General features: G+C 69.2%; 18 protein-coding genes and 1 pseudogene. 8 read left to right on the top strand and 11 right to left on the bottom strand.

All coding sequences use genetic code 11. The features are described from left to right. Positions 1-136: 136 nt before the first annotated feature. Positions 137-1,369, bottom strand: a complete 1,233-nt coding sequence (locus tag ACWBNA_RS08750; protein WP_482703663.1) for an MFS transporter — start codon at positions 1,367-1,369, stop codon at positions 137-139. Positions 1,370-1,505: 136 nt separating this feature from the next. On the opposite strand from ACWBNA_RS08750, the gene ACWBNA_RS08745 reads away from it, so the two are divergent. The 3 genes from ACWBNA_RS08745 to ACWBNA_RS08735 all read left to right on the top strand — a co-directional run bounded on the left by ACWBNA_RS08745 (position 1,506) and on the right by ACWBNA_RS08735 (position 3,489). Continuing rightward, entirely contained in the window at positions 1,506-1,757 is a 252-nt protein-coding gene (locus ACWBNA_RS08745; RefSeq protein WP_482703662.1) for a hypothetical protein, read from the top strand. Then, entirely contained in the window at positions 1,754-2,200 is a 447-nt protein-coding gene (locus tag ACWBNA_RS08740; protein WP_482703660.1) for a DUF6086 family protein, read from the top strand. Before ACWBNA_RS08745 ends, ACWBNA_RS08740 begins: the two co-directional genes overlap by 4 nt. A gap of 824 nt (positions 2,201-3,024) precedes the next feature. Continuing rightward, the gene (locus tag ACWBNA_RS08735) at positions 3,025-3,489 is read left to right on the top strand and encodes an ATP-binding protein (RefSeq protein WP_482703659.1); all 465 of its coding nucleotides are present in this window, start codon (positions 3,025-3,027) and stop codon (positions 3,487-3,489) included. A 461-nt stretch (positions 3,490-3,950) separates the two neighbouring features. Here ACWBNA_RS08735 and ACWBNA_RS08730 read toward each other — a convergent pair whose 3' ends face one another. The 3 genes from ACWBNA_RS08730 to ACWBNA_RS08720 all read right to left on the bottom strand — a co-directional run bounded on the left by ACWBNA_RS08730 (position 3,951) and on the right by ACWBNA_RS08720 (position 7,332). Further along, positions 3,951-4,340, bottom strand: a complete 390-nt coding sequence (locus ACWBNA_RS08730) for a hypothetical protein (protein WP_482703658.1) — start codon at positions 4,338-4,340, stop codon at positions 3,951-3,953. A gap of 1,077 nt (positions 4,341-5,417) precedes the next feature. Next, on the bottom strand, positions 5,418-6,293 hold the full coding sequence (locus ACWBNA_RS08725) for a PhzF family phenazine biosynthesis protein (protein WP_482703657.1): 876 nt from the start codon (positions 6,291-6,293) through the stop codon (positions 5,418-5,420). A 364-nt stretch (positions 6,294-6,657) separates the two neighbouring features. Further along, positions 6,658-7,332 (bottom strand): hypothetical protein, encoded by a 675-nt coding sequence (locus ACWBNA_RS08720; protein ID WP_482703656.1) that lies wholly within the window; start codon positions 7,330-7,332, stop codon positions 6,658-6,660. Positions 7,333-7,823: 491 nt separating this feature from the next. Between ACWBNA_RS08720 and ACWBNA_RS08715 the strand changes: the two genes are divergently transcribed. Next, positions 7,824-8,738, top strand: coding sequence for an oxidoreductase (locus ACWBNA_RS08715; RefSeq protein WP_482703655.1), 915 nt, complete (start codon positions 7,824-7,826; stop codon positions 8,736-8,738). A gap of 91 nt (positions 8,739-8,829) precedes the next feature. Here the strand turns inward: ACWBNA_RS08715 and sigJ are convergent, their stop codons facing one another. Next, entirely contained in the window at positions 8,830-9,747 is a 918-nt protein-coding gene (sigJ, locus tag ACWBNA_RS08710) for an RNA polymerase sigma factor SigJ (protein ID WP_482703654.1), read from the bottom strand. 101 nt (positions 9,748-9,848) lie between these two features. On the opposite strand from sigJ, the gene ACWBNA_RS08705 reads away from it, so the two are divergent. Then, positions 9,849-10,223, top strand: coding sequence for a hypothetical protein (locus ACWBNA_RS08705; RefSeq protein WP_482703653.1), 375 nt, complete (start codon positions 9,849-9,851; stop codon positions 10,221-10,223). 396 nt (positions 10,224-10,619) lie between these two features. Here ACWBNA_RS08705 and ACWBNA_RS08700 read toward each other — a convergent pair whose 3' ends face one another. Continuing rightward, positions 10,620-11,108 carry an ATP-binding protein gene (locus ACWBNA_RS08700; protein ID WP_482703763.1) on the bottom strand — a complete coding sequence of 163 codons (489 nt, stop codon included), beginning with the start codon at positions 11,106-11,108 and terminating at the stop codon, positions 10,620-10,622. Here ACWBNA_RS08700 and ACWBNA_RS08695 point away from each other — a divergent pair. After that, a pseudogene (locus ACWBNA_RS08695) lies at positions 11,008-11,556 on the top strand (STAS domain-containing protein); the annotation flags it as partial. The gene ACWBNA_RS08700 and the pseudogene ACWBNA_RS08695 sit on opposite strands and share 101 nt — an antisense overlap. A gap of 378 nt (positions 11,557-11,934) precedes the next feature. On the opposite strand, the gene ACWBNA_RS08690 reads toward ACWBNA_RS08695, so the two are convergent. Beyond that, complete coding sequence (locus tag ACWBNA_RS08690) at positions 11,935-13,149, bottom strand: PP2C family protein-serine/threonine phosphatase (RefSeq protein WP_482703652.1); 1,215 nt, start codon at positions 13,147-13,149, stop codon at positions 11,935-11,937. A gap of 917 nt (positions 13,150-14,066) precedes the next feature. On the opposite strand from ACWBNA_RS08690, the gene ACWBNA_RS08685 reads away from it, so the two are divergent. Beyond that, entirely contained in the window at positions 14,067-14,990 is a 924-nt protein-coding gene (locus tag ACWBNA_RS08685; protein ID WP_482703651.1) for a hypothetical protein, read from the top strand. Between the two features lie 239 nt (positions 14,991-15,229). Beyond that, complete coding sequence (locus tag ACWBNA_RS08680) at positions 15,230-15,709, top strand: HIT family protein (RefSeq protein WP_482703650.1); 480 nt, start codon at positions 15,230-15,232, stop codon at positions 15,707-15,709. A gap of 414 nt (positions 15,710-16,123) precedes the next feature. Here ACWBNA_RS08680 and ACWBNA_RS08675 read toward each other — a convergent pair whose 3' ends face one another. The 4 genes from ACWBNA_RS08675 to ACWBNA_RS08660 all read right to left on the bottom strand — a co-directional run bounded on the left by ACWBNA_RS08675 (position 16,124) and on the right by ACWBNA_RS08660 (position 19,631). After that, the gene (locus ACWBNA_RS08675; protein WP_482703649.1) at positions 16,124-16,801 is read right to left on the bottom strand and encodes a class I SAM-dependent methyltransferase; all 678 of its coding nucleotides are present in this window, start codon (positions 16,799-16,801) and stop codon (positions 16,124-16,126) included. A 323-nt stretch (positions 16,802-17,124) separates the two neighbouring features. After that, positions 17,125-17,580: a carboxypeptidase regulatory-like domain-containing protein gene (locus ACWBNA_RS08670; RefSeq protein ID WP_482703648.1), complete on the bottom strand. Its 456-nt coding sequence runs from the start codon at positions 17,578-17,580 to the stop codon at positions 17,125-17,127. 325 nt (positions 17,581-17,905) lie between these two features. Beyond that, positions 17,906-18,577, bottom strand: coding sequence for a class I SAM-dependent methyltransferase (locus tag ACWBNA_RS08665; RefSeq protein WP_482703647.1), 672 nt, complete (start codon positions 18,575-18,577; stop codon positions 17,906-17,908). A gap of 196 nt (positions 18,578-18,773) precedes the next feature. Beyond that, positions 18,774-19,631 carry a caspase family protein gene (locus tag ACWBNA_RS08660; RefSeq protein WP_482703646.1) on the bottom strand — a complete coding sequence of 286 codons (858 nt, stop codon included), beginning with the start codon at positions 19,629-19,631 and terminating at the stop codon, positions 18,774-18,776. Positions 19,632-19,771 lie beyond the last annotated feature (140 nt).

The following is a 19,771-nucleotide window of genomic DNA, read 5'->3' as shown; positions in this document are numbered from 1 at the left end:
GGGAACGAACGACCAGGGACGACCGTCGCGGCGGGCGGTGACAGAGATGCCCGGCTGTGGCGGCACAACGATGCTGCCCAGGACGCTTCCTCATCGAGGACCGTTCCGTGATCGAGGAGGGTTCGTAGCGCACCGCTCAACTCGCGGCCACGGCCTTGGCCTCGGCCAGCGGGGGCAGGTGCCGGATGGTGCGGCTCAACGTGGCGCCCAAAGCCACGACCGCCATGACGGACGCGATCGACAGCAGGGCGGCCGTCACTCCCCAGCGGTCCAGGATCAGCCCCGAGGCGAGCGGCCCGATTGGGGTCACCGCGCTGCCGATGAGGGCGAGGCTGCTGATCACTCGGCCCTGCAAGTGGTCGGGGGTGATGGTCATCTGATACGTGTACAAGATCGCGTTCGCCGCCGGGGCCAGGAAGAATGCCACGGCCAGCAGCGGTCCGATGGCCCGGGCGGTGGGATGGACGGTCATCGCGGGGATGGCCGCGGCGGCCACCCAGAACATCGCCAGGACGACTGACGCCGGATTGCGCCGCTGCAGACGAGGTGCGGCCAGCGCGCCCAGTAGCCCCCCGGCGCCGGAGACGGCCATCATCAGGCCGACATCGGCCGGTGCGGCGCCGTTCTGCCGGGCGGCGACGATCACGGTGAAGGTCAGCGCGGAGAACACCAAGCTGAAGCCCGCGGCCGTCACCAGCAGGACGCGCAGGAACCGCTGCCGCCAGGTCCAGCGCAGGCCCTCCACGATGTCACGAAGGAGAGTGCGCGACCCGTCAGCGACCGCGGTGGTGGCAGGCGTCGGGGATTTGATGGCCAGGACGGCGGCGAAGGACAGCAGATGGGCCAGGAACTCTCCGGCGAGAGGGACCGTTCTGCCCAGGTTGAACAGCAGGCCGCCCAGCGGAGGGCCGACGATCGAGGCCCCGTACTGACGGGCTTCGTTGTGTGCGAAGGCCTGTGGCAGGTGTTCGGCGGGAACCACGCGCCGTAGCAGCGCCGTCTCCGCAGGCTGGAAGAACACCCCGCAGGCGCCACTGATCACAGCCGCGGCCAACAGCATCCGCCAGTCGAGCAACCGGAGCAGCGAACCGGCGACGGTGACGGCGAGAAGAGCGGCTCGCACGAGATCGCAGACGAGCATCGTGCGCCGCCGATCCCACCGGTCGACCAAGGCGCCCGCCGGCAGGCGCAGCGCTATGCCGACGGCCATTGCGGCGGAGCCGATCAGCCCGGCATGCACGGCCGAACCGGTCAGTTCCAGCGCCAGCAGCGGGTACGCGACGGAGGCGACCTGGGACCCCAACGTCGAGGCCAAGGCAGCGCTCCAGAGCAGGACGAAGTCACGGTTGCGGCGCAGTGGTTCACTCATGATCGCGATTATGTACATTCTTTAAAGAAGGTACAATATTGAGGGATGAGGAACTGGTGCTGGACTGAGCAGACCTCAATGCCGAGGCAGCGCTTCCTTCGCCCAGACGCACCCGTCTGGCCGAGCTGATGGGCCGGTGGCTTACGACAGCGAGCGGATCGCGCTCAGCCGCCACGGCAAGCCGGTGGTCGCTCTGGTGTCGATCGCCGATCCGGCAAGGCGTCAGGCGATGGACAACACCGGCGCTGAGCAGGTCATCACCTGGGGCGGTCGTCCCATGCCGGAGCATCGAACCTTGCCCTGCAAGGCACCGTCATACCCAGGCGCCTACCACCGGCCCGATCTTCTACCCTGTGACGGGGCGACTGAGCAGGGGGATCGGAAATGAGCATGTACTTCGACGTCGGTGACGAGACGCTGTGGAACCCGTCGAACGGTGCCGGCCGCCTCTTCCTACGGCAGGCCGAGGTCTTCGAGGCGGAGCTCAGGCTGACCTCGGGAATCGGTCAGGGCAAGCATGAGGGCGACCCGGACACACTCGAGATCGACCCGGCCGTGTACGCAGAGTTCACACGCCGCCTGGTCGCCTGGCACTGCCAGACGGAGCACAGCGTGATCCTCGCGCTCTCCGAGGGGTTCGTGGCCGCTGCGGTCGCGCTCGCACGACGCGCCGGAATCGAGGTGGAGACTCCCGAACCAGGATCCGACCACATGTCTGGTGGCCTCCAGCGCGACGTGCAGGTTCCCGGCAATCCTCGGACCACGTCAGCCGCTGTCGTCACCGCGCTGGGCAACCGGGCACGGGAAATGGACCGTTGGATGGCCCGCTGAGCCGGCGCACGCGAGGCGGGAATCCGTCGGGCGACCCCCTCCCCCAGCCCGAACGACAGGTCGTCGGGAGATCGACGGAGTCCATACCCCATGGGTGCGGTTTGTGGTGACCGGACCGGTTGTTCCTGTTGTCGAGCGATTGCCGGGCTGCCAAATGCAGGACCGCTGCCGCTCGTACTCGTAGCGGAGACTGCCTGACCTCGACCGGCGAAACCGGCCGGGGTGACACATACAGCGCCCGATGCGCTGTAACGGGTAAGCCGTCCCTACGGCCCGCAATGCCCGTTCCCCCCGTGCGGGTCATTGCTACCGGGGCGGGCAGGCGCATTCCCCCCGTCGCCTGCCCGCCCCGCACTGCCTTTCCTGCCAGTACGGCAAGCTGGCCCGTCCGATGTGGTCGCTGCGTCGGGTGCGGACCTTCTGAACCACGTCGCGCAGCTTGCTATGTGGCGCCGGGAGATGCGGCCCAGCATGTCGTAGGCGTAATTCCTCGCCGAAGATGAGGGCGACCGGACCGTCCCCTCTCGGTCCGTGGCGGTGCAGAGTAGGGGGCTGCCAGCCGGCCCGCCGTCGGTTCGACATTGGCCTGACCTGGCCTTGGCCACGCCTCGGGGTGCTTTGCCGTAGTCCCGGACGCGCAGTACCCACTCATCGTCGCTGTTGATCCATTCAACCGTCCAGCCGGCAACGATCGCTCGTCCCGACGGGGCGCCACCTGCACGGAGGCGGGCTTACCAGTTGCCGGAGCGGGTAGACGCGGCGTCAGGGCGCGCACAAGGGGTACCGGACAAGGCGCTCTGATCTACCAAAGAGGGGCACCACGTATGACCATCCCGCTTATGCAGCAGGCGTCGGATGGGCACCACCGCTCGGACCACCGCGATCCTCTGCCTCGGCGCCTGACCTGGCACGACGGTGCGGCGACGAGCGCGGCAGCCCGTCAGGCAGCCCTCGCGTTCCTTGACGAAGCCCGATCCGCGGGCTGGGCCCGACCGACGGACTGCGCCACCGACTCGGTCCAGCTGGTCGTCAGCGAACTGGTGACCAACGCCCGCCAGCACGCGCCGGGGCCCTGCGGCCTGCACCTGGAACTGGAACGGTCCGCCGCAGGCCGCCTGGCCCGGGTCACAGTGTGGGACACCTCTCCCCGACCGCCCGCTCCCCAGCCCCCCGACCCACAGCGGATCGGCGGACAAGGCTTGAGGATCGTCCAAGCCGTCAGCCGATGCCTCACCGTAGACACCCACCCGGCAGGCAAACGCGTCCGGGCAGAGATCGAGCTCACTTGAGTGCACGAACCACAGCGCTCCGACCGCGGCCCGCGACCTGCTCGAACAGGACCCGTCACAGGCCGGCATTGATGCTGGACGAGGCGCGAGGCCCGTTTTGCACGACCGCAGAACAACGATCGGCTTGCCGGCCACCGGAGTTCCTCTCCTGATCACAGGCGGATCCTGGCTTCTGCTGAGGGAACACGCGGGCAAGAGCGCCGCCGTCTTGGCTGTCGGTTTCGGTTTTGCGTTGGTCTGCTTCTCGCAAGCGATGCGGATGCTCGCCAAGCGACGATAGACATCCGGAGCCGTCTGACTCGCGCACCTGTGAGGCACTGGCCGGGCCGCTCTCAGGACGAAGAGCCAGTGGGCGTCGTACTGAGACGGTACTGACCTACCGTTCCAGCTCATGTGGACGGCCGCCGCCATGGTCGTCTCGCCGCGACGACCGCAGCCGCAGCAGCGCTCGGCGCGGAGCCTCAGGTCCTCTGTCTTCTCACCGCCCAGCCGATGACGAATCCGAGCCCCAACAAGGGCAGGACCATCACCGCGAAAAGCACGGCCACCGCGATGAGGAACGCCGCTTCACCCAAAGTCCAACGGGCGTCGGCTCCCAGACTCTGGACAGCGCATGTCGCCGTCGTGGCGACGGTCGCCAGCGTGGCCGAGGTCGCGGCTTCCCGCCCGGCGCCCAGGCGGCCGAGGCCGATGCCCAGGGGGAAGCCCAGGACGCCGACCACGACGAAGCTGACCAGCAGCGGGAGCGCCGTGAGGTCACCGGTCGCGAGGGCCCTCGCCGCCCAGAGACTCGCCACAGCGGCGACGACCCAGACAGCGGAGGGCAGCCAGACCTTTGCCATGCCTGTCATCGCCTCTCTCGTTCCGCTACGACCGTGCGGGCCAGTCGCCGAACGTTCGACCTCCGGATCGGACAGGGGCCCTCATCGCCTACTGTCTTAGGCGCAGACGAATTCGACCCTCTCGACCTGCCACCGCTCAAGGGCAGGTCCGGGCGCGGCGCTTAGCCTGCAAGCCCCGTCAGCACCGGGCTACCTACACCCGATACGACGGGGTGATACACATGCTCGCCGCCCTCGAACTGGCCATCCGCAGATCTACTACAGGATCCCGGAAGCATAAGCGGTGGCGAAAGTTCCGCGGCCTGCTCACGTCCCTGCACTCGACGTCGAACTGGACTTTCTGCCGACCTACGGATTCCGGATCCCGGCTGAACCGGATCGAGTCGCAGTTCGCGGCCCCGCGCTACGCCGCCCTCAACGACTCCGGGATGCCTTGTCCGACAACGGCCGCATCCCCCGGACGGCCAGGAGGAACGCTTCGGTTCCCTCGTCGCTCAGATCGCCGGCACCAGCGGACTGAACACGCAGCCAGGGCAGTTGAGCGAGCAAGGATCTGAGCCGAGCCGCTGGACGATGACAACGAGTCTCCCCGGCGATTTCGCCGTAGTCGTCGCCAGCTTCTCAACTGGCCTCGGCAAAGGGAGTGTCTGAGCTCACAGAGGCTGTCGGCATGGGGCACGGAACAACCGAGGTTGGTTGTCCGTTCACCTATACGTGGCTGCGGAGGGGACAGTGTCCCCGGGCCTCACCCCCTGCCCGTGGGGAAGATCGTTCGGCTGAAGCCCCACGGAGCCTTTCGCCGCGAGGCGACCGCCCTCCGCATGTCACCGCGTGCGGCCCCGGCTGGCCTCCCCCGTCCAGCCGGGGCTTCTCGTATCGCGATGTGCGATCACGCTGAGCAGGAATAGTGGCCCGGTGGCGCCCAGGGCGTCAGGGCGCGCACGGGGTCTCTCGGTCGGTCGTAGGGAGAGCGATGCGTCAGCGTGGCGCCCGTCAACCGGAATTGACGGGTGGGGTGGCCTCGCCATTGAGTGACCAGACGGACCATGTCCGCGATCAGGTGCCGCTTGCGGGGCGCCTTGCTCTTCAGCTGATGCGAGCTCCTGCGCCGCTGACGCGGACGCGCGAGTCACCTGCGCGCAGTGTCACCGTGAGCTCCCCGGGACGGCCCAGGTCCTCGCCCTGATGCAGGGTGAGGACGGCGTCCTCGGGGACCAGGCCGAGCTCACGGGCGTACGCACCGAACGCGACGGCCGCAGCGCCGGTCGCCGGGTCCTCGACGACGCCTCCGACGGGGAACGGGTCACGGACGTGGAAGACGGTGGCCGACTCCCGCCACACCAACTGGACCGTGGTCAGGTCCAAGCGATGCATCAGGGTCTCGAGGCGCGCGAAGTCATACGCGAGATCTGCGAGACGAGCGCGCGTCGCCGCCGCGAGAACGAGATGGCGGGCCCCGGCGAACGCGATCCGGGGCGGAAAGGCCGGGTCGAGTTCGGCAGCCGGCCAGTCGAGCGCGACGAGCGCCTCCGCCAGGTCGACGTCGGCGATCTCCTCGACGTGCGGCTCGACGCTGGTGAGCGTGGCCCTGACCGTCCCGCCCTCCTCGACCACCTCTACCGGCACGGTGCCGGCGCGCGTCGCGAACACCAGCTCTCCGGGGCCTATCCGCTCGGCGAGCGCGACGGCGGTCGCGACGGTGGCGTGCCCGCAGAACGGCACCTCGGCCTTCGGGCTGAAGTAACGGATGGTGTACGCGCGCCCCTCTTGACCGCCAATGCCCTCCGGGGGCGCGGTCAGGAACGCGGACTCCGAGTATCCGAGGTCGGCGGCGATGGCCAGCATGTCGCTGTCGTCCAGGGCGGTGGCGTCCAGAACGACGCCGGCGGGGTTTCCGCCGTCGGGGGCGCTGGAGAAGGCGGTGTATCGCAGTACCTCGGGCCGCGGCGCATTCGTCGTCATGTTCGCGGCAACGCTGGGCGGGCCCACGGCTATTCCTGGAACGGTTGGGGGCGGAGAGGGGCGCACCCGGCGGATCCATGCGGTCCGCCGTTCATCGATACTCCCTGCCCTTCCGCACTGCCTGCCCTTCTGGCCTGCCTGCCCTTCCGCACTGGGCTGATGCGCGGACGGATGGCTTGGCGGGCGTCGCCTCGGGCGGTGGAGCCGGCGATGGATGGTCCAGAACCGTCGGACGCCTGGCCCCGGCCGGCCTCCCCCGTCCAGCCGGGGCTTGTACGCAGGGGCGAAGGGCGCGTGCCCCGCCGAGAGACGCCGGGCCGCGCCGGCCGGTACGGTGCGGTGCGGCGGGCCCCAGCCGTCCCTTTCAGGCGAGGTGGAGGACGCTCAGGGCCGTGGTCCAGTCGGTGACCATGGCCTTCTGCGCGGCGGCGAGGGTGACGGTGCCTTTGCAGACCGCTGTGTGCAGCTTCGTCTCCACCGGGTCCTTCTTGTTGTTGACGCCGGCCCCTGACCGATGGCCGGGGTCGGCGGGCTCCACCCACAGGTTGCGGTAGTCGTTGGGGTCGCCGCCGAGTTGCAGGCTGATCAAATGGTCGTATTCGGCATCCCCCATACGGCCGGTGTAGCCGTAGGAGGCGGCGTTGAGTCTCTTCTCCTTGCCGGTGACCGAGGTGGACGGGCGGATGCCGGAGGTGTAGCCACCCTTCCGGCAGATCGTCGACGCGAGATTCGACTGGGTGACCGCCGGGGAGATCGCGCCCGGCGTGCACGTCGGATCCTCCAACGGCTCCCCGTTCTCGTAGCGGTAGTGGCAGCTGCCCGCGGCCGGTTGCTGCTGCACTGTGTACGTCTTCTGCGGGCCGGCTCCCACCGCGATGTGGGATCCGGTGGTTGCGCCCGGTGCCGCCGCCCCCGAGTGATCCGCCGCCGGAGCTCCGGTCCCGGACACCACCGAGCCGCCGAGCGCGGTCGGCGAGCAGCCCGCCAACAGCAGACAGGCGAGCACCGCGCACGCAGCGGCACCGCGGGTTGAGCGCATGACGACCCCTCACGATCGGGAAACGGCTGAGCCGATGGTGCCCCACCGGGTCGGCGGCCTGTCACGCGGGGTACGGCGCGGAGGTGCACGGTCCGCAAACGGTAGGCGGCAAACTCCACAGCACAGTGGGCCCCACCCCGCGCACCCTGGCGATCGACAGCCACGGCGCCCGCGCGCCTCCGCCGACCACGTACGCCCGTTTGGCACCGGACGGCACCGCACGCCCTCCGCGCCGGGGCCGTAGCCGGGCCCCCCTCTCCTCACCGGCGGCCGTCCACGCGGCTCAGCCGGTGCGCAGGCCCTTCAGCAGGCTGCTGAAGAAGGTGGCAGGGAAGCTCTTCCATCGTCCCCGATATCGGCGCCGTCATCTTTCGCAGGCAGGCTCCGCCAGCCGCGCAGGCACCCCCGCCCGCACAGGAACCGTCACCCCAGTAGACGTCGACATCATTGTAGGCGTTGACAGCATTGTTGCCGTCGTCTACATTGAGGCCATGGCAGCTGACGAGAACAAGGCATGGAACGCGACGCTCCTTCCCGACCTGGCTGGTCGCACCGCCGTCGTCACCGGCGCCAACAGCGGCATCGGTCTGAGGGCCGCGGAGGCGCTGGCCGGGGCCGGTGCGCATGTGGTGTTCGCCGTACGGGACGTGGACCGGGGCCGCGCGGCGGCAGCCACGGTGAAGGGCAGCACGGAGGTTCGTCGTCTCGACCTGGCGGACCTGTCCTCCGTACGGGACTTCGGCGAGGCCTGGGAGGACCGACCCCTGGCGCTGCTGATCAACAACGCCGGCGTGATGATGCTCCCGCGGCAACGCACGCGGGACGGCTTCGAGATGCAGTTCGGAACCAACCACCTCGGCCACTTCGCCCTGACGAACCTCCTCCTGCCCCACATCACCGACCGTGTCGTCACCGTCGCCTCGGGCGCCCACCGCTGGGGCGACGCCACGATCCGCTTCGACGACCTGAACCTGGACGCGGACTACACCCCGCGAGGCGCCTACGCCCAGTCCAAGCTGGCCAACCTGCTGTTCACCCTGGAACTGCAGCGCCGCCTGACCGAGTCCGGTTCCTCTGTCCGCGCCCTGGCCGCCCACCCCGGTTACGCGGCCACCAACCTCCAAAGCCACGCGGGGAGCCCCGTCACCCGCGCGGCGATGCGGCTCACCAACAGGCTCTTCGCCCAGGACGACCGGGCGGGCGCGCTGCCCACCCTGTACGCGGCAACGCAGGACCTGCCCGGTGCGAGCTACGTCGGCCCGGACGGGATGGCGGAGATGCGGGGCGGGCCGACGCTGGTCGGACGTACCGCGGCGGCGAGCGATCCGGCAGCGGCACGCCGGCTGTGGACGGTGTCGGAGGAGTTGACGAAGGTCGGCTTTCCGACAGCGCAGGCAGGGCTTTAACAAGCCGACGACGCCTGCGAGGCCCAGTACGACCTGCGGCAGGAACGACGCGGGCACCCACGCCGGGGGTCTCGAGGGCGCGCCATGTCTGCTAGCCCTCCCGCGCCCACGGCCGCAGCTTCTCCGGGTTGCGGACCGCCCAGATCCGGGTGACGCGCCCGTCGGAGACGTCGAACGAGGCTACGGTCATGACGACGCCGGCACGGCAAGCCACCAGGCCCGGCGCACCGTTGACCGACCGCTCCAGGAGTTCGAGCCCCGGAGCCTTGTCGGCAATGGCGACCATGTACTGGGCGATGCGCGCTCCGCCCTCGACCGGGCGCAGGACGGTGCCGACCATGCCGCCGCCGTCGGCGGTCATCACGGCGGCCGGGTTGAGGAGACCGATGAGGGCTGCGATGTCCTTGGTCTCCCACGCCTCCTTGACGTGCCTCACCACGTCGACCTGGCCGTTCGCCGCCACCGGCTCGCGCGCGACGCTCACCCGCCGCCGGGCGGAGGCCGCCAACTGCTTGCAGGCCGCAGGGGTCCGGGCGAGAACGTCGGCGATCTCGGCGAACGGGTACCGGAAGACGTCGTGCAGGACGAACGCCACCCGCTCGGCGGGCGTCATCGACTCCAGGACGACGAGGAAGGCCATGGTCACCGACTCGTCGAGGACGATCTGGTCGGCGGGGTCCGCAGGGCCGACGGGGGCGGCGCCCCTCGCGTGGTCCCACTCCGTGCGGTCGGGCAGCGGCTCCGGCAACCACACGCCGACATAGCGTTCACGGCGAGCCCGCGCCGAGCCGAGCAGGTCCAGGCAGATGCGACCGGTCACCGTCGTCAGCCAGGCGCCGGGGGAGACAATCTCCTCCTGGCGACTTCGTGACAGCCCGTACCAGCGTGCGTAGGCATCCTGTACCGCGTCCTCGGCCTCGGTCACCGAACCGAGCAACCGGTAAGCGACATTGATCAGTTGGCGTCGCTCGCCGACCAGCTCATCCCTACCGGTCCCGACAGTCCCCATGCTTCCGGCCGCCCCCTCGCCTTACCTTTCGCATGCCCGCGTCGTCGGGCTGGTGAGACCTTATCGATCCACTGCCCGAGGGCGGAAAAGGGGACTGCGACATGGCCACTCATGTGACGGCGACGGCGAACGCACAGCGCGGCTCCTCATTCCTGCAGATCGCGATCGCCCTGCAGACCCTGACCATCTTCCTCCAGGCGGTCTCCGCCGGACTGTTGCTGACGTCATCCTTCGGAGAGACGCTGCACGATGTCGGAGCCCGTGTGATGTACGGGGCGTCGATGCTGTACGTGCTCGCGGCGGTGCTGGCGTGGAAGCCGGGGGGCGGATCGCCCCGGCCTGTCTGGCACGCGTCAGGTTTCCTCGTACTCGCCTCGGCCCAGGTCGTGCTCGGCATCGCGCACGTCACCTCGGTCCATCTCCCCCTGGGTGTCCTGATGTTCGGTCTGAGCGTGCTGGCGCTGGCCCGTCGCTGAGGTCCGACTGAGACGGACGGGTCGCTGAGCAGACCGCGCCAAGGAGCCCTCTCCCCCGGCTGGAGCGAGCTCCCTCGCGCGCGGGATCTTCCCGGTTCGGCCGGCCGACGTACTGAGACGATCGGTGCCGCCTCGGCAGCCCTGCCGGGCCTGGCCGCCGTACCTGCGCAAGCCGCGGTCCGGGCCCGGCAGGGTCCGGGCAGGGGCCGACGACAGCGACCATCCCTCGGAGGAGGCGACGTCGACGTCGCCCGTGACGCTGCCGGCCGGTGGGCGCCGCCCCGCACGCTGACACCGTGCGGAGCCCGACCCCTCCCCGCCGACATCGCCCGCCGGTGCCCGCTCCTGCACGGCACGCCGGAATGGCCGTGGTGGGCCAAAGGTGAGCGCCGGCTGCTACTGCGGGCGGAGTCCGCCGGCATCCCCGCCCGGGTCGTCGGGCAGGGCGATGCGCGCGGTGATGCGTTTGCCGACCGGCTCCCGCTGGACCTCGAAGCCCTGGGCGACGGCCATGACGATCTCCAGGCCGTGCTGCCCGACTCTGCCCGCATCAGCTGCCCGGGCCACCGGCAGCACCGGCTCGCTGTCCCACACGACCACTTCCACCACGGCGCCGGAAATGCGCAGCTCCATCAACACCGGCCCGGAAGCGTACTTGCGGGCGTTGGTCACCAGCTCACTGACCACCAGCTGGGTCAGGTCCATCGCGCGGGCCGACACCGGGATGCCGTGTTCAACCCTGACCCGGGTGAGGAAGTCAGCCGCACGGTGGCGTGCCTCGGCGATGACGTGCCCACCACCGTCCAGGGCGATGGTGTCCTGTATCGGATGGGCACCAGGTACCACGCTGCCCTCACCATCGGGGATTGATTCCGCCGGGTCCACCTTGGTTCCCCCGTTCACACGTCCGCGCGTACCCGGCACCGTGCCTCCCATGCCCCTTGAACTCCGGATAAAATACCGAACGATTGTTCGTCGTACCATCGGTGTCGGGCAGGCTGTCGACACAATATCGTCGGGGCCGAGCCCCCCCCCATCAGCGAGCACAGTCGAGGACACGGTGACAGACACCCACGGAGCAGCACGGTCCGGCCAGTTGGCGGTCGAGCACACCGCCGTCGACGACATCAGGGTGGTCACTCTGCGCGGCGAGATCGACCACACCGTCCAGAACGTGCTCAGCGAGGCCCTGCTGCCTGACGCTGGCGCGACGCCACCGCGGACCGTGGTGGACCTCAGCGGCGTGACGTTCATGGACTCAAGCGGCATCAACGTCTTCGTCGCCGCCCATCAGGCGGTGAGTGACGCTCAGGGTTGGCTGCGTATCGCCGGTGCCCAGGGATCGGTGCTGCGGGTCCTTCAGCTCGTCGGCCTGGACGAGGTCATCCCCCTGCCATCCCAGCGTCGAGCAGGCTCTGACCGTCTGACTCGCTCCCGGCCCTCTGTGGTGTCAGCCACCCAGCGCGGGGAAGATGCCCCCGCGTCCGCGGTCTGTTGGAGGCCGGGAACAAGGCCGGCCCGGGGAAAGCACCCGGCTGCGGCAGCCCGCGCCGAACTGGGCAGGGGCGCATCTCGGACCGAACCGAACACCCGGTCGACCCGTGATCGGGGCGAACCGTGGCCCGGCCGCGCGACGGGCCCAGAAGCGCTGAGCGCGGCCGACCGGAGCCGGAGACCGGTTGGCGCACATGCCATTGCCGGTGCCGAGGAATCAGGAGAAGCCGCTGTGGCTCATCGCAGCGGGCCCGCTCTGGGTGTCGGCCGATCGGCGACGATCACCGTGCCAGTCCAGTATCAGGACTGTGGCGTCGTCCTTGAGGTTGCCATGGCAGGCATCAAGCACCGCGGCGGTCAGGCCTCGGACGGCTTCTCTTGGATGCAGCGCGCGGGTGTCGCGTACGACCGACGCCAGGTCGGCTGCCGCGGCCCCGCGCTCCTGCATTCCGTCGGTGAGCAGGATCAGGCGGTCTCCGGGACGAAGTTGCAGCTCCTGTACGCGGTAGGAGGCGGGCGCCACCACACCGAACGGCAGGTCGACGGCGAGTCTGACCTCTTCGACGACATCGTCACGCAGCCGCAGTGGCCAGGGATGGCCGGCGTTGACCAGTTCACACAGACCCGTGTCGAGGTCGACGCACAGCAACTGTCCGGTGGCGAGGCCGCGGCTGTGGCTCAGCAGGGCCTGGTGGGCCAGGCGGGCTTGCTTGAGGGCGTCACAGCCGCTGCGGCGTGCCCGCCGCAGTGCGCCGACCAGCAACGTGGCCAGCAGAGCGGAGTTCGTGTCGTGGCCCATGGCGTCGGTGATGGACAGGTGCAGGGTGTCGCGATCGAGGGTGTAGTCGTAGGTGTCGCCACCGATGTCGTCAGCCGGCACCAGCCCGGCGGCGAGGGTGAACTGGGCCGCCTCGCAACAGGGGGCCGAGGGAAGCAGTTGGTGTTGGATCTCCGCGGCCAGGCTGGTCTCGGTGGTGCGCCGGCCCAGGTGGTACAGATCGGTGAAGCGGCGGTCGGTGACGATGATGTAGGCCAGCGCGTGTGCCGCATCCCGGACCTGTCGGAGCACGGTGTCGTCGGCGGACTGCAGGGTCGCCTCCAGGACGCCGATGCAGTCGCCGCGGTTGGTGACCGGCGTGATGACGCGCCGTCCGCCCTGGCCGTCCGGTTCCACATGCTGGCCCTGGCTCCGCAGAACGCTGTCGTAGACGCTGCCCTGCAGATCGATCGGCCCGGCATGGTCCGCGACATCACCACTGGCCGCGGCGAGCCGTACCAGCCGCTGACCAATGAGGTCGACGAACAGGAAGGACACACGCTCCGCCCCGAATCGCTTTTGCAGGTCGTGTGCCACCACATCGACAGACTCACCGGGCGGGGCCGCCTCCGCAGCGGCCAGCAACTCACCCAATTCGAGATCTCCACCCTCCACGACAACCTCCCATCGGTTGCCGCAACTTCTTCCCCGAGTCTCCGCAACATCACCTGATGAGCCCAACCTGCCTGGTCACGACAGCGGGTCAGGTCGGTGCGAGCAGGTCCCGGATCCGTCAGGCGGCGTCCACGGGGTCCGTTCGGCCGTGTCGGGGCGTGCGTCGGCTCTCCGCTACGGCGGGCCTGTCCCTGGGAGCCAACCGGCTGATGACTCACCCTCACCGGTGGCATGGGCTCCACTCACACGGTCGGGGGCATGCGTCAGCATCACGGCTGTCTGCCAGCGAAGGAAGGCGATCGCCTCTGCCAACTGGTCTCGCAGGCACACGCCCGCATCGAACCCGGCTGCTCCTGTGGTCGAGCCCGGCCCGTCCGAGCCGTTCGGACCACGCGTCTCTGCATCTTTCAAGCGAGCCGGTCCGTAACCGCAAGCAGCACAGCAGCCGCAACCATCACGGCTGAGTAGATGACCATCACGGCCCGGCTCCAGCCGCCGTCACGCTCGATGTCGGCTTCCAGGTCATCGTGCTCGGGCTGGGGGCCAGTAGGCCCGACCGGTGCTGCGTACGGCGCAGGGTCGTCCACGGGAGGATTCACGTCCGGACCAACGCGTGAACAAGACTTTCGACACAGCGCAACCGCCGTCACCACTCTTTCAGCCCAGACCGTCCCCACTCGGGATGGCACTTTTTCCCCGCCTGCCGCCATGGGCTCATCAGGGACAGCAGGCGACAGGGGATGAAGCGTCCCAACCGGTCATGGCCGCATGGACGCGAACGGGCCCAGCCTCCCGGCGATCTTGCCCGGTGTCCCAGAGGATGGCCTCCGTGGCCCGGCCGCGGGAATGGCCGATGGGCAGCTGTTTCCCCCTGCGCGGCCGGCTGGACCGGCCGCCTGACCCCCAGGAGCACACCGATGACAGTGATGACGGACGCGCTCGTACCGGCGTTGGAGGATGCTCGCGAGGCGCATGAGGCGGTCGTCGCGCGGTTCAAGGCCGATGTGACCATCATGCCGCCCGGCCCCTACCGGCAGATGCTCGAAGGCCAGGTGGCCGACGTACAGCACCAGCTTCAGCGAATCGAGCACCATGTGCGTAAGCTGCGGCCCCGCGGCGGGCTTGTCGGGGACAGCGTCGATGTCGCGCGGTCCATCTCGCGCGGCGCCGTGCGGACCGTCATGCTGCCGCTGACCATCGGATCCACGCTCGTGACGGACCTGCTGCGCGGCGGGCGTCCTGCCGACGAGCGACGACTGCTCAGCAACGCCGAGGACGAGTACGCGGTCACAGCCCGGGCGCTGGCGTCCTGCCGGGCCGGCCAGAGCATCGCGGAAGCAATCCATGACCAGGCCACCGCCGACCTGCTCGGCGCGCTGCGCCGCGAGGACGAGGAACTACTCGAAAGGCTGGAGGACAGCGTCGCCTATCACGCGCGGGCCGTGGCGGCCGCGTCCAACGGCTTCGTCCGAGAGAACGGCGGCGGCCTGGCCGACGCGGCGGCCCGCACACTGCGGATGGCCGCCGACCGGGTGAAGGATGTCGCTCAGACGGGCGGACGCTGGGTCAGGGACGCGGCCGAGGACGCGGTGCGGGAGATGCCTGAGTCGACCCGCATGACCGAAGGAGTCCGGGGCGCGGTGGCCCGGGAGGAGCAGCTGCCGATCGCCCGCTTCAGCCAGCTCGGCGTCGACGAGATCAAGCAGCAGCTGCACCCGCTGTCCCCGTCGGACCTGACGGTCATCGAGGAATACGAACGCACCCACTCCAACCGCCCCCCGGTCCTGGACGCCATCGAGCAGCTTCGCAGCAGCGAACGTCGCCCGGTGACGGCATCCTGAACCAGGACAAGATCACCGACCAGCTGCGGTCCCCCTCCCCGGTCGCCCACCCGGGCCTGTGTGAACGGGAGCCACCGTCGGCGTCAGGAGACTTTCTCCGCCGCCGGTACATGCCCGGGCGGGCGTCCTCCACTGGGACGGCGGTCTCAAAGTCCTGCCGGATGATGTCGCCGAAGCCCTGCATCGGCTTCGGGCGTCCTGTCCGGGGGATCTCGATCATCTGGCGGTAGGTTCGGGCCATGACTGGTGACTGGCGGACGGACCGGATCGGTTCTGCTCTGCGGGGCGAGAATCCGACCGTGCTGCGGCGGCTCGAGGCGGGGTTCGCAGTGATCGGCGACGTCCAGTTCCTGCCGGGCTACTCGGTTCTCCTCGTGGATGAACCGCATGTTCAGCGGCTGACTGACCTGCCGAGGGCCAAGCGGCTGTCGTTTCTGTCCGACATGGACCAACTGGGAGAAGCGGTTGAGCGCGCCTGCCGGCGGCTGGACCCCGACTTCCGCCGGGTCAACCTGGAGATCCTGGGCAACACGGACCCGTTCTTGCACGCCCATGTCTGGCCTCGGTTCGAGTGGGAGCCGGCCGAGCTGGTAGGCAAACCGGTGTGGCTTTATCCGCATGAACGGTGGAGCGACGAACGGTTCAGGCTCGGTCCGCAACACGAGGCGCTGCGGGACGCCATCGGCAGTGAACTGGACCGGTTGCGCTCGATGGACTGACCAGACGGGCCCGCCGACCATCCAGGTCGGCGGGCCCGACCGTCAGATCCGCGGGCCCGGTTGAGCAGAAGCCGGCCCCTGCGGGCCCTGCTCCGTCACGTGCGGAGCAGGACCCGCAGGCACCCGCGGCCTCCACGACATCACGGCGGAAGCCCGGACTCTGGCCGTGCGCGACCCGTCGGCGGCCGACAAGGTCATGGGCCCGCGCACCTGGGCGGACACCGCCGCAGCCCGGGGCTACCTCAACCCGCTGGACGCGGACCGGTTCGTGGCGCAGTTCGACGATGCCGTGCGCGCAGGCCGCTTTACCTACACCGTCACGTCTTCCTCACCGCGGGCACGCCGGCCTTGCCAGCGTGATGGCCGGCGTGTGAGGGAAACGGGCGTCCTGGGGCATGCCGGCGGGTCACCGCGTCACCGCGTCCGCGTCACCGGTGTGCCGGGGCGGCGGGCGTAACAGAACAGGTGCTCCTCGGGGACGGCGAGTTCACCGGCCGGCACGAACCCCGAAACGGCGTGGTGCAGGACCGTCAGCCCGCACTCCTCCCGGAGTATCCGGAGGTAGTCGTCCGCCGCGAAGCTGGACACGCAAACCGGCCGGCCCATGAACTCGATGTGCACGCCCTCGACATCGGCCGGCACGGTGGCCGTCACGAGGTAGCCACCCGGGGTCAGCCAGCCGGCCATCCGCCGCAACGCCGCCGTGGCCTGCGCCCGCGTCATCATCAGCAGCGGGAAGAACGCGCAGACCGCCTCGAAACCGCCCTCTGGGGTGAACTCCCGTACGTCGCACTGCTCGAACCGGGCGCCCGGCACCTGTTCCTGGGCCAAGGCCACCATCACCGGTGACACGTCGATACCGGTCACCGCGCAGCCCGCCGCCACCAGCCGCTCGGCGACCGGACGCCCGGTGCCGCTGCCGACATCCAGCACCCGGGCCCCCGGCGGCAGCCGCCCGGCCAGCCACTCGACCGCCTCCCGCTGGGCCGGCAGCCGGCCGAACGCCTCCTCGTACGCGAGCCCCAGCCCGTCGAACAACTCGGCCGCCGACACGCTCCCGTCCCCGCCCGCCCTGCGATCCGTACCCGCCATGTCGTCCACGGCACCCCCTGTCCGCCGGCCCGGGACCACCCGCGGGCCACCACCAGCCCTACCCCACCCGCAGGGCCCGCTATCCGCACAGTGGATTCCGCCCCGCCGCCAGCCCCGGGGGGAAGGAAGACCACATCGACGAAGAACGTCCGGTCCTGAAAATCGCCGGGCACGGCTAGGAAGACGGCATGCACAGGACCGAAGGAGTCTTCGGGCTGTCGCCCGTCACCCTGGCGGACAACGGAGCCAGGCCGTGCGACCCCTCCAGGACAGCCACGAAGAAGTTCGGCAAGGTGACCACCGGCCGGGTCGGGCACGGCCCATCAGACGTCGGTCTGCTCCGTGAAGTGCTGGAGGAGGACTGCCTGGATGTGCTGGAGGAACAGGCTGTTCTGCTTGATCTGCGACAGCCGGGTCGTGGTGGGGGTGGCGTACTCCGGTCCTTCCACGGCCGAGGCCAGGAGGAAGGCGGCGAGTACGTCGATGCCGCGCGCCGTTTCCGCGAACTGGCCCACGGGGACCAGACGGCGGTCGAGCGGGACGGCGTCGTCGGCGACCACGTCGGTGACCAGCGACGGCTGCCAGCTGTCCGCGTTGTTGAGCGAGGGATGGGTGTCGAACCGGACGGTGACCGTCTCACCGGCGGGCACGTCGACGCTGTACGAGCCGTCGTCGTTGGTGTAGGCACGGTCGATGAGCGTGAGGTCGGAGCGGTAGACGCTGACCTTGATCATGAAGATCGGCTTGTCCCCGGCGATGGTTCGCACATGCCCGTGCATGAGAGTCTCCTCTCGGGCGCGGCCGGGATTCTCGTCGAGGACGTGCGGGCGCGGCCGAAGTCGACGAACGCCGGTCTGATTGCAATACGCACTTCTGAGGGGCCGTTCAGCGCCCCTGATTCCAGGTTCACCCTGTGCGCAGACCGTGTCAATTTCGGTCTGGACGGGCGTCCGTGCCGCGCAGGGCCTCCGGCCGTACGTCCATGACGTCGAGGAGCACGCGGGTGGCCGGGCTGGATTGGAACGGCTCCAGGCCAGGTACTCGACCCAGTAGCGCGGAATGCATCGGTTCAACGATCGACCGCGTCCTTGCCGGCCGCTGGAGTTACGTCTGAACTCCCGCTCGTTCAGGCTTCCGAGCCAGAAAGGTGGCGGCAGTCCTCTTGGCGCCTTGGCCAGGCGGCTGCACGAGTTGCGCGGTGATGGCGAGTCCGGCTCTGTCCAACAGCCCGGCGATCCGATTCGGCGGCAGCAGGTGGGACTCGTAGGACACCGGGTGGCCGCCATACGCCTGCGTCGGACGCAACCGCTCGTCGTCTCCCACATGGCCGGCCACCATCAGATGGCCGCCGGGCGCAAGCGTGCGATGGAATTCGGCGAACACGACCGGCAGAAGCTCCGGCGGCGTGTGGTGGGTGGAGTAGTAGGCCAGGATGCCACCGAGCTCGTTGTCCCGGATCGCCAGCGCGGTCATCGACCCCACCGTGAAATTCAGGCTCGGATGAGCCCGCCGGGCCAGCTCGATCATCTTCGGAGACAGGTCGATGCCGAACGCGGGCACCCCCAGGTCTGCCAGATGAGCCGTGACCTTGCCGGGCCCGCATCCCAGATCTGCGACCTGCCCGAGGTCGGCTGCCTGAACGGCTTCCGCGAATGCGGCCAGCATCGCGCGGGACAACGGATCCAACTCCGACGGATTCTTGACGAGTTGAGCGTAGTCAGCGGCAACGGTGTCGTATGACTCCCGGACCGCCGCAAGGTAGGAGGGCTCGGTCACCTGGGCGACTCTAGAGCAGGGCACGGACAGGCGGACGCTGGGTCCCAGGACCGGTTGTTCGTCGGGGATCCCCCCTCCCAGCCGGTACAGCCTCCCGTGACCGAGCACTCGTTGCGAAGGCTCGATGGGCGAGACGAAACAGTCAGCGAACCAAATCGCCGAGATGACAAGCGAGTCGGGGACCTGAAGACGGACCCTAGACGGTGAAGGGCCGCTGCCGCAGGAACGGGTCGTTGGCCCGACCGGTGACGAACAGGCCGGGGCTCTGGTTGGGCGGCATCCTGCGGAGGATCTCGCGGTGGAACGACTTGTGTCCGCCGGTGAACTTGCCTTCGCTCCAGACCTCGCGGAGTGTCCCGGTGAAGAGCCCGTTTTCCCAGCCGTCGGCGGCCAGTTGGTTGTCCGCGCAGGCGGAGATGAGCAGGACGCTGGCCGGTAGGTCGAGAGTGTCCTTCGGCTGCAGGTTGCGCTGGATCGTGTCGTAGAGGGTCTTGTCCCGGTCGTACGCCTCGCGCTGCGTGTCCGGCGGCATGACCCGGGAGGTGACCTCGATCTGGTCCGGGTCGCGGGTCTGGTACTGCTCCTCCATCGCGTCCGGGGTGAGGAGTCTGCGCACCGCCCTGACGGCTGTTTCGCTGTGGCAGCAGTCGAAGTAGGCGGAGATGCGAACTCCTTCGGCGAACGCCTCGAATTCCTTGTAGAGCTCGTCGTCGATGAACTCGCGGTCGTAGAGGACCAGGGTCTCGTCGAGGCGGTCGGGCTCGTCCTCGGGCCCGTTCCTGTCCGGTACCTGGCCGCCGTGACCCGAGTAGGTGAGGAGCAGGATGTCGCCGGACGTCAGGACCCTCGCCGCCTTGCGGAGCTCGGCGGTCACGTTGTCGACCGTCGCGTCTGCCGTGAACAGCGTCGTGCGGTCGTCGAAGCCGGCGTCCCTGGCGATCTGTTCCATGTCGCGGGCGTCGTTTTCGCACGCGTTGAGCTTGCCGTCCCACCCGCCGTACTGGGCGGGGTCGACGCGATTGAGCCCGATGTGGAGTGACATGCCGTGGGCCATGGGATGGCCTCCTTCCATGCGGACGGGATGCGTCCGGAGTGGACCCCCCGAGCTTGGGACGATCACCCATTCAGCCCAATAATACCGAATAGTCACTTATGTGGCCTGTCCTCAGGCAAGTCGTCCGACAGCATCACCCC

The sequence above is a fragment of the Streptomyces sp. Q2 genome, assembly GCF_056820935.1.
Note: the sequence above shows the minus strand (reverse complement) of the source record. Positions and strands in the feature narration are given on the sequence as shown.

What these genes read in the sequence shown, in the direction of transcription:
- ACWBNA_RS08740 (WP_482703660.1), top strand. Translation starts at nt 1,754, where the DNA reads ATGAGCATGTACTTCGACGTCGGTGACGAGACGCTGTGGAACCCGTCG.
- ACWBNA_RS08720 (WP_482703656.1), bottom strand. Translation starts at nt 7,332, where the DNA reads ATGCGCTCAACCCGCGGTGCCGCTGCGTGCGCGGTGCTCGCCTGTCTG.
- ACWBNA_RS08735 (WP_482703659.1), top strand. Translation starts at nt 3,025, where the DNA reads ATGACCATCCCGCTTATGCAGCAGGCGTCGGATGGGCACCACCGCTCG.
- ACWBNA_RS08730 (WP_482703658.1), bottom strand. Translation starts at nt 4,340, where the DNA reads ATGACAGGCATGGCAAAGGTCTGGCTGCCCTCCGCTGTCTGGGTCGTC.
- ACWBNA_RS08670 (WP_482703648.1), bottom strand. Translation starts at nt 17,580, where the DNA reads ATGCACGGGCATGTGCGAACCATCGCCGGGGACAAGCCGATCTTCATG.
- ACWBNA_RS08680 (WP_482703650.1), top strand. Translation starts at nt 15,230, where the DNA reads ATGACTGGTGACTGGCGGACGGACCGGATCGGTTCTGCTCTGCGGGGC.
- ACWBNA_RS08715 (WP_482703655.1), top strand. Translation starts at nt 7,824, where the DNA reads ATGGCAGCTGACGAGAACAAGGCATGGAACGCGACGCTCCTTCCCGAC.
- ACWBNA_RS08660 (WP_482703646.1), bottom strand. Translation starts at nt 19,631, where the DNA reads ATGGCCCACGGCATGTCACTCCACATCGGGCTCAATCGCGTCGACCCC.
- ACWBNA_RS08685 (WP_482703651.1), top strand. Translation starts at nt 14,067, where the DNA reads ATGACAGTGATGACGGACGCGCTCGTACCGGCGTTGGAGGATGCTCGC.
- sigJ (WP_482703654.1), bottom strand. Translation starts at nt 9,747, where the DNA reads ATGGGGACTGTCGGGACCGGTAGGGATGAGCTGGTCGGCGAGCGACGC.
- ACWBNA_RS08675 (WP_482703649.1), bottom strand. Translation starts at nt 16,801, where the DNA reads ATGGCGGGTACGGATCGCAGGGCGGGCGGGGACGGGAGCGTGTCGGCG.
- ACWBNA_RS08705 (WP_482703653.1), top strand. Translation starts at nt 9,849, where the DNA reads ATGGCCACTCATGTGACGGCGACGGCGAACGCACAGCGCGGCTCCTCA.
- ACWBNA_RS08725 (WP_482703657.1), bottom strand. Translation starts at nt 6,293, where the DNA reads ATGACGACGAATGCGCCGCGGCCCGAGGTACTGCGATACACCGCCTTC.
- ACWBNA_RS08750 (WP_482703663.1), bottom strand. Translation starts at nt 1,369, where the DNA reads ATGAGTGAACCACTGCGCCGCAACCGTGACTTCGTCCTGCTCTGGAGC.